Origin of the sequence: Streptomyces rimosus subsp. rimosus (assembly GCF_000720725.1) — a bacterium.
Taxonomy (GTDB): Bacteria; Actinomycetota; Actinomycetes; order Streptomycetales; family Streptomycetaceae; genus Streptomyces; species Streptomyces rimosus_A.
In genome coordinates this window covers 89701-97932 of record NZ_JOCQ01000030.1, presented here as the reverse complement: position 1 = coordinate 97932, position 8232 = coordinate 89701, and the positions used below count along the sequence as shown (strand labels likewise).

General features: G+C 67.8%; 7 protein-coding genes. 1 reads left to right on the top strand and 6 read right to left on the bottom strand.

All coding sequences use genetic code 11. The features are described 5' to 3' along the window. Positions 1–11 precede the first annotated feature (11 nt). The 6 genes from IH45_RS0117735 to IH45_RS0117710 all read right to left on the bottom strand — a co-directional run bounded on the left by IH45_RS0117735 (position 12) and on the right by IH45_RS0117710 (position 4862). Complete coding sequence (locus tag IH45_RS0117735) at positions 12–749, bottom strand: TerD family protein (protein ID WP_030668635.1); 738 nt, start codon at positions 747–749, stop codon at positions 12–14. Positions 750–925: 176 nt separating this feature from the next. Beyond that, positions 926–2098, bottom strand: a complete 1173-nt coding sequence (locus IH45_RS0117730) for a DUF475 domain-containing protein (RefSeq protein WP_030668632.1) — start codon at positions 2096–2098, stop codon at positions 926–928. Between the two features lie 55 nt (positions 2099–2153). Continuing rightward, complete coding sequence (locus tag IH45_RS0117725) at positions 2154–2729, bottom strand: TerD family protein (protein ID WP_003979714.1); 576 nt, start codon at positions 2727–2729, stop codon at positions 2154–2156. Positions 2730–3008: 279 nt separating this feature from the next. Continuing rightward, complete coding sequence (locus IH45_RS0117720; protein ID WP_030023139.1) at positions 3009–3584, bottom strand: TerD family protein; 576 nt, start codon at positions 3582–3584, stop codon at positions 3009–3011. Between the two features lie 174 nt (positions 3585–3758). Beyond that, entirely contained in the window at positions 3759–4217 is a 459-nt protein-coding gene (locus IH45_RS0117715; RefSeq protein WP_030668628.1) for a peroxiredoxin, read from the bottom strand. Positions 4218–4421: 204 nt separating this feature from the next. Then, complete coding sequence (locus IH45_RS0117710; protein WP_030668625.1) at positions 4422–4862, bottom strand: DUF3052 domain-containing protein; 441 nt, start codon at positions 4860–4862, stop codon at positions 4422–4424. A 470-nt stretch (positions 4863–5332) separates the two neighbouring features. On the opposite strand from IH45_RS0117710, the gene aceE reads away from it, so the two are divergent. Continuing rightward, on the top strand, positions 5333–8065 hold the full coding sequence (aceE, locus tag IH45_RS0117705; protein ID WP_030668622.1) for a pyruvate dehydrogenase (acetyl-transferring), homodimeric type: 2733 nt from the start codon (positions 5333–5335) through the stop codon (positions 8063–8065). The last annotated feature ends 167 nt before the right edge of the window (positions 8066–8232 follow it).

The window sequence follows — 8232 nt, the reverse complement described above, 5'->3', positions numbered from 1 at the left end:
GCCCCCCGCTCTCACACCTTCGACTTGTACCCCCGCCCCCACTGGAGGCCCCAGCCGTACAGCCGGTCCAGTTCGGACTGGAAGCCGTAGACGTATTTGACCTCGCGGCGGACGGTCAGGTCGCCCTTGTTGTTCTCCAGCATGAAGATGGCGCAGGAGCGGGCCTGGGGCGCCCGTTCGTCGAGGCCGATCTCCACCCGGGGGCCGCTGCTCGGGTAGAGCGTCACGACGGCATGGGTGCGGTCGAAGGCCGGGGTGCCGTCGTAGATGTAGACGAAGATCAGCAGGCGCTTGATCTCGTCGCGGTGGTCGAGGTTGATGTAGAGCGTCTCGCCGGAGGGCGAGCCGAACCGGTCGTCGCCGCTGAGCTTCACGTACGGCGCGGCGTTGATGTCACCGAGGAAGTTGCCCAGCGGCTGCACCACGCCCTTGGTGCCGTCCTTGAGCTCGTACAGGCAGGCCAGGTCCAGGTCGATCTTGACGACCGCCGGCCCCTGCGCCTGCACCACCTCCGGCTTGAACATCTTGCCGGGATTCCGCAGCAGGCTCCCGCCGCGCTGCGAGCCGCGCATGCCGATGTCGGACGTGCGCATCTGCCACGAGAGATTGACCCGCAGGTGCCCGGAGGCCGCGCCCTGCTTCGTCAGCGAGACCACCGGGTTGCGTTTGGTCAGCTCGACCACATACGACGCACCACCGGCCTCGAACTTCGGCGCCCCGCCCCGCCGCCAATTGTCCAGGAACGACACCTTGCCCCACCCCATCGATCCGACCCGGAGGCCGCCCGCCCCGATGGCCCGACGGCCCGACTGCTGCTTGCTCCGGCTGTGCCCGGCCGCCCCGTGGCCCGGTACGGCCGCGGGGCGGCCATGGAGTGAGCACTCCATGGCCGCCCCGCAGAGAGCGTTCCTCAATCAGCCCTTCGTCACACTCCGGAGGTGACTTCCGACTCCGCCGGGGAGGGTTTCCCCGACTTTCCTTCCAGCCGGTTCTTGCGCACCGACGACCAGAACGACAGGGCGATCAGCAGGACGCCGATCAGGCCGGTGACGACCTCGGGGATCTCGTACTTGATCGTGATGAGCAGGATGACCGCCAGCGCGCCGATGGCGTAATGCGCGCCGTGCTCCAGGTAGACGTAGTCGTCCAGGGTCCCCTTGCGGACCAGGAAGACCGTCAGCGATCGGATGTACATCGCGCCGATGCCCAGACCCAGCGCCATCTCGAAGATGTCGTTGGTGATGGCGAAGGCGCTGATGACGCCGTCGAAGGAGAACGACGCGTCGATGACCTCCAGGTAGAGGAACATGAAGAACGCGGCCTTGCCGGCCAGACCGACGCCCGAGACCGGGCGCTTCGAGGCCGCGCCGTTCGAGCCGGCCTCCTGGGAGGCCACGGCCGCCTTCGCCGCCGGGCCGTCGTCCTCGTCCTCGTCCTCCTCGGCCTCTTCGAGCTTGTCCTCGAAGTAGCCGGAGATGCCGCCCACGATCAGATACGTGAGCAGGCCGGCGACGCCGGAGAGCAGCACCGTCGCGCTCTTGTCACCGCCGCCGTGCGCGACGTCGGTGGCCACCGTCATCGCCGAGACCAGCAGGACGACCAGCGCGATGATGACGGACAGCATGTCCAGCTTGCCCATTTTGGCCAGCGGACGCTCCAGCCAGCCCAGCCACTTGTGCTCGCGCTCCTCGAAGATGAAGTCGAGGAAGATCATGAGCAGGAACATGCCGCCGAACGCCGCGATGGCCGGGTGGGCCCCCGTGACCAGGTGCTCGTACTGCGGCTTGTCGTTGATCGCCAGATTGACGGCCTCGATCGGCCCCATCTTCGCGGTGACCGCGACGATGACCACCGGGAAGACCAGGCGCATGCCGAAGACGGCGATGATGATGCCGACGGTCAGAAAGATCTTCTGCCAGAAGGCGTTCATCTTGCGCAGGATGCCGGCGTTGATGACCGCGTTGTCGAACGAGAGCGAGATCTCCAGGATCGACAGGATGCCGACGATCGCGAGCCCCTGCCACCCCCAGAGGACGCCGGCCAAGGCCAGGCCGACCGCCGTGACGGCGAACGACCAGCCAAAGGTTTTCAGGAGCACTGCCTAACCCAATCCCTCGCTGTGTGGGGTCCCCCGCGCTGGGCGCGCGGCGCCTTTACGAAACGTTGACCCCGAAGTCTAGAGCGATGCCGCGCAACCCCGACGCGTACCCCTGGCCCACCGCGCGGAACTTCCATTCACCGCTGTACCGGTAGACCTCACCGAAGATCATTGCTGTTTCGCTGGAGGCGTCCTCGCTGAGGTCGTAGCGCGCCAGCTCACTGCCGTCCGCCTGATTGACGACCCGGATGAAAGCGTTGCTGACCTGGCCGAAGCTCTGGCCGCGCAGATCCGCCTCGTGGATCGAGACCGGAAAGACGATCTTGTCGACCTCGGCGGGAACCTTGCTCAGGTCGACGAGAATCGACTCGTCGTCCCCCTCGCCCTCACCGGTGAGATTGTCACCGGTGTGTTCGACCGAGCCGTCCGGGCTCTTGAGGTTGTTGTAGAAGACGAAGTACTCGTCCCCGAGCACCCGCCCCGACCTGCACAGCAGCGCGCTGGCGTCCAGGTCGAACGGCGCTCCCGTGGTCGAGCGCGCGTCCCAGCCCAGGCCGACCATGACCTGTGTGAGATTCGGCGCGGCCTTGGAGAGGGAGACGTTGCCTCCCTTTGCGAGCGTGACGCCCATGGTGTTCGCATCCTCCCCGGTGACGGTGGTGCCGCGGTGCCCCACGGCTTTCTGCTGATCCGTACGCAGCCCGTACGCGACGCGTACGCAGCGCGTACGAGGTGGGCACAGCCCCGGATACGGCACCTTCACGGCGCGCGTGTGGACCGTGCGCGGTGCGCGCACGCCAGCTCTCCGGGGTCCATGTCCCGTACGGGGCGCGTACGGGCTTCAAGCACGCCCGGCGCCGTACGCCCCGGGACAGGGGTGTACGGCGCCGGGCGCGGAAGGTGACTCCGGTCAGACGTTGACGCCGAAGTCCTGCGCGATGCCGCGCAGGCCCGAGGCGTAGCCCTGACCGATGGCCCGGAACTTCCACTCCGCGCCGTTGCGGTACAGCTCGCCGAAGACCATGGCGGTCTCGGTCGAGGCGTCCTCGCTCAGGTCGTAGCGGGCGAGCTCGTTGCCGTCGGCCTGGTTGACGACGCGGATGTAGGCGTTGCGGACCTGGCCGAAGCTCTGCTGGCGGTTCTCGGCGTCGTAGATCGACACCGGGAACACGATCTTGGCCACGTCGGCGGGCACGCCGGCGAGGTTGACCTTGATGGCCTCGTCGTCGCCCTCGCCCTCACCGGTGGTGTTGTCGCCGGTGTGCTCGACCGAGCCGTCCGGGCTCTTCAGGTTGTTGAAGAACACGAAGTTCTGGTCGTTGGCGACCTTGCCCTGGTCGTTGGTCAGCAGCGCGCTGGCGTCCAGGTCGAAGTCCGTACCGGTGGTGGTACGGGCGTCCCAGCCCAGACCGACGAGCACGGCGGTCAGATTGGGGGCTTCCTTCGTCAGCGAGACGTTGCCGCCCTTGCTGAGGCTGACTCCCACGAGTCCTCCTTGGGTTCGAGGGGTACGAAATGCTTTGCGCCCCCATCGTGCATGGCATCGGATCAACGATTTGATCCTAGTGACCGGTTCCCACCGATTACAGGTTCCGGTCCGGACACCGCTTCGATGTCGCGGCCCGGGCCGGCCACCGCCGCCCGGGCCGGCGTGCCCCGGTCAGAGGGTGTCGAGCGCCTTGAGGTAGTCGTTGAGGTCGCGGGCGTCGGGCAGGCCGTTGACGACCGTCCAGCGCACCACGCCCTCCTTGTCGATGATGAAGGTGCCGCGCACCGCGCAGCCCTTCTCCTCGTCGAAGACGCCGTACGCCCGCGACGCCTCGCCGTGCGGCCAGAAGTCCGACAGCAGCGGGTACTCCAGCCCCTCCTGCTCGGCGAAGACGCGCAGCGAGAAGGGCGAGTCGTTGGAGACGGCCAGCAGCTGCACGTCGTCGTTGACGAACTTCGGCAGCTCGTCGCGCAGGGCGCACAGCTCGCCGGTGCACACGCCGGTGAAGGCGAAGGGGTAGAAGAGGAGGACGACGGCCTTCTCGCCGCGGAAGTCGGAGAGCTTGACCAGCTCGCCGTGCTGGTTCTTCAGCTCGAATTCCGGAGCCTTCGTGCCGACCTCGATCGCCATGGGACCGTTCCCTTCGCAGACGCCGGGAGCGGGCGCGCCGCCGTGCCCGGACGCCGTTCCGGGCGTACGTACGGGCACCGCCGCCGACGGCCGCTCCGGCGGATTCCAACAGGTTGCGGCCAACCCTACGCGCCGGCGTCCACACACCGAGCCCCCCACCGGATCACCCGGCGGAGGGCTGGGTACGGATCGTGGGGACGCGGCTCAGCGCTTGCCCGACTTGGCGCCCTTGGGCGTGACCAGGCGGCTGCCGCTCCAGTCCTTGCCCGCGTTGATGCTCCTGGTCTGGGACAGCCCAGCGGTCTGCGCGGCTTCATTGATGTCGCTCGGCTCGACGTACCCGTCACGGCCGGTCTTGGGCGTCATCAGCCAGATCTCGCCGCCCTCGTCGATCAGACCGATGGCATCCACCAGCGCGTCCGTGAGGTCGCCGTCGTCATCGCGGAACCACAGCACGACGACGTCCGCGACGTCGTCGTAGTCCTCGTCAACGATCTCCTGGCCGATCACGGCCTCAATGGCTTCGCGGAGCTCCTGCTCGACGTCATCGTCGTAGCCGATCTCCTGGACCACCTGTCCGGGCTCGAACCCCAGCTTGACGGCCGGGTTGGTCCGCTCCTCCGCGTGGTCCGCGGTCGCGCTCACGGATTGCCTCCTGTCATGTTTCGGTAAATGGCTTGCACCCCACGCACGCGCGGGGCATTGGGCGTAGTCCACACGGGCCGGGCGGATCGCGCAAGTACCCGGCGGCCGAGACCGTCGAAACGGTGACGTTTACCGCCGTCTCGCCGCAACTGCGACCCCGCACACACGGCGGGAAGTGATTCACCCCACACCGTTTCGTGGTCTTTATGTAGTTTTGAGAGGGGACTGCGCCCTTTGGGGGGCGTCACCTCGCGTACGGACCCCTCTTCGGGGTTCGCACGACCGTACGGCAGCCGGTTTTGGCGTGGGCGTATGGTTGCGATTTGGCCGACCTGAAAAACCGGCCTTTCAGCGCCCGTCTCTTAGGGAGTGGTTACCCACCGGTAGAGATGACGTATCCCGGCGAGCCGGTACACGATGGAAGACGGCGCGACACCAAGCAGAGCAATACCGAACAGCGAAGGAACAGCGTGGCTTCCGGATCCGATCGCAACCCGATCATCATTGGCGGCCTTCCCAGCCAGGTCCCGGACTTCGATCCCGAAGAGACCCAGGAATGGCTCGACTCGCTCGACGCAGCCGTCGATGAGCGAGGCCGGGAACGTGCCCGCTACCTCATGCTCCGCCTGATCGAGCGTGCCCGCGAGAAGCGCGTGGCCGTTCCCGAGATGCGCAGCACGGATTACGTCAACACCATCGCGACCAAGGACGAGCCGTTCTTCCCCGGCAACGAGGAGATCGAGCGCAAGGTCCTGAACGCGACCCGGTGGAACGCCGCGGTCATGGTCTCGCGGGCACAGCGCCCCGGTATCGGCGTCGGCGGCCACATCGCCACCTTCGCGTCCTCCGCCTCCCTCTACGACGTGGGCTTCAACCACTTCTTCCGGGGCAAGGACGACGGCAAGGGCGGCGACCAGATCTTCTTCCAGGGCCACGCCTCGCCCGGCGTGTACGCCCGTGCGTACCTCCTGGACCGCCTGAACGAGGCGCAGCTGGACGCCTTCCGCCAGGAGAAGTCGAAGTTCCCCAACGGCCTGTCCAGCTACCCGCACCCGCGGCTGATGCCGGACTTCTGGGAGTTCCCGACCGTCTCGATGGGCCTCGGCCCGCTCGGCGCGATCTACCAGGCCCGGATGAACCGCTACATGGAGGCGCGCGGCATCGCCGACACCTCCGACTCCCACGTGTGGGCCTACCTCGGCGACGGCGAGATGGACGAGCCGGAGTCGCTCGGCCAGCTGTCCATCGCCGCGCGTGAGGGCCTGGACAACCTGACCTTCGTGGTCAACTGCAACCTGCAGCGCCTGGACGGCCCGGTCCGCGGCAACGGCAAGATCATGCAGGAGCTGGAGTCGCAGTTCCGCGGCGCCGGCTGGAACGTGATCAAGCTGGTGTGGGACCGCTCCTGGGACCCGCTGCTGGCCCAGGACCGCGACGGCATCCTGGTCAACAAGCTGAACACGACGCCGGACGGCCAGTTCCAGACGTACGCGACCGAGACCGGCTCGTACATCCGCGAGCACTTCTTCGGTGACGACCACCGCCTGCGCGCGATGGTCGAGAACATGACCGACCACCAGATCCAGCACCTGGGCCGCGGCGGTCACGACCACAAGAAGATCTACGCGGCGTACGCGGCGGCCAAGGCGCACAAGGGCCAGCCGACGGTGATCCTCGCGCAGACCGTCAAGGGCTGGACGCTCGGCCCGAACTTCGAGGGCCGCAACGCGACCCACCAGATGAAGAAGCTGACGGTCGAGGACCTCAAGGGCTTCCGCGACCGGCTGCACCTGCCGATCCCGGACAAGGACCTGGAGGACGGCCTGCCGCCGTACTACCACCCGGGCCGCGACTCCGAAGAGATCCAGTACATGCACGACCGCCGCAAGGGGCTGGGCGGCTATGTGCCGACCCGCGTCGTGCGGGCGAAGCCGCTGCCGCTGCCGGACGACAAGGCGTACGCGGGCGCGAAGAAGGGCTCCGGTCAGCAGAAGATCGCCACGACCATGGCGTTCGTGCGGGTCCTCAAGGACCTCATGCGGGACAAGGAGATCGGCAAGCGCTTCGTGCCGATCGCGCCCGACGAGTACCGCACCTTCGGCATGGACGCGTTCTTCCCGTCCGCGAAGATCTACAACCCGCTGGGCCAGATCTACGAGTCGGTCGACCGCGAACTGCTGCTGGCCTACAAGGAGTCGCCGACCGGCCAGATGCTGCACGACGGCATCACCGAGGCCGGCTGCACCGCCTCGCTGATCGCGGCGGGCTCCGCCTACGCCACGCACGGCGAGCCGCTGATCCCGGTCTACGTCTTCTACTCGATGTTCGGGTTCCAGCGGACCGGTGACCAGTTCTGGCAGATGGCCGACCAGCTCGCGCGCGGCTTCGTGCTGGGCGCGACCGCCGGCCGTACGACCCTGACCGGTGAGGGCCTCCAGCACGCGGACGGCCACTCCCAGCTGCTCGCCTCGACCAACCCGGCGTGTGTCGCCTACGACCCGGCGTACGGGTACGAGATCGCGCACATCGTCAAGGACGGTCTGCGCCGGATGTACGGCGAGAACAGCGAGGACGTCTTCTACTACCTCACCGTCTACAACGAGCCGATCCAGCACCCGGCCGAGCCGGCGGACGTGGACGTCGAGGGCATCCTCAAGGGCCTGTACCGCGTCAACCAGGGCGAGAAGGGCGAGCACGCGGCGCAGATCCTCGCTTCCGGCGTGGCGGTGCCGTGGGCGCTGGAAGCCCAGCGGATCCTGGCCGACGAGTGGAACGTCAAGGCGGACGTCTGGTCGGCAACCTCCTGGAACGAGCTGCGCCGCGACGCGGTGGAGATCGAGGAGCACAACCTGCTCCACCCGGAGGAGGAGCAGCGCGTCCCGTACGTGACGCAGAAGCTCGCCGACGCCGAGGGCCCGAAGGTGGCCGTTTCCGACTGGATGCGTGCGGTTCCGGACCAGATCGCGCGCTGGGTGCCGGGCACCTACCAGTCGCTGGGCGCCGACGGCTTCGGCTTCGCGGACACCCGGGGCGCGGCCCGCCGCTTCTTCCACATCGACGCGCAGTCGATCGTGCTCGGCGTGCTCACCGAGCTGGCCAAGGAGGGCAAGGTCGACCGTTCGCTGCTGAAGCAGGCGATCGACCGCTACCAGCTGCTGGACGTCGCGGCCGCGGAGGCCGGCGAGGCGGGCGGCGACGCGTAGGCGTCCCGGCACCGACAGCGGCTCGTACAGCCGACAGCGCGGCGCCCCCGGCCGGAGAGATCCGGCCGGGGGCGCCGCGCTTCTCTGTTCCGGTGCTCCCGTCCGCCGCCGGAGTGCCCGGTGACGGGCGGGTGATCGCTTACGGCTGCCGGGGCCCGCTCCAATCG

Coding starts and splice junctions, on each gene's coding strand:
- IH45_RS0117725 (WP_003979714.1), bottom strand. CDS start 2,729: ATGGGCGTCACGCTCGCAAAGGGAGGCAACGTCTCCCTCTCCAAGGCC.
- IH45_RS0117715 (WP_030668628.1), bottom strand. CDS start 4,217: ATGGCGATCGAGGTCGGCACGAAGGCTCCGGAATTCGAGCTGAAGAAC.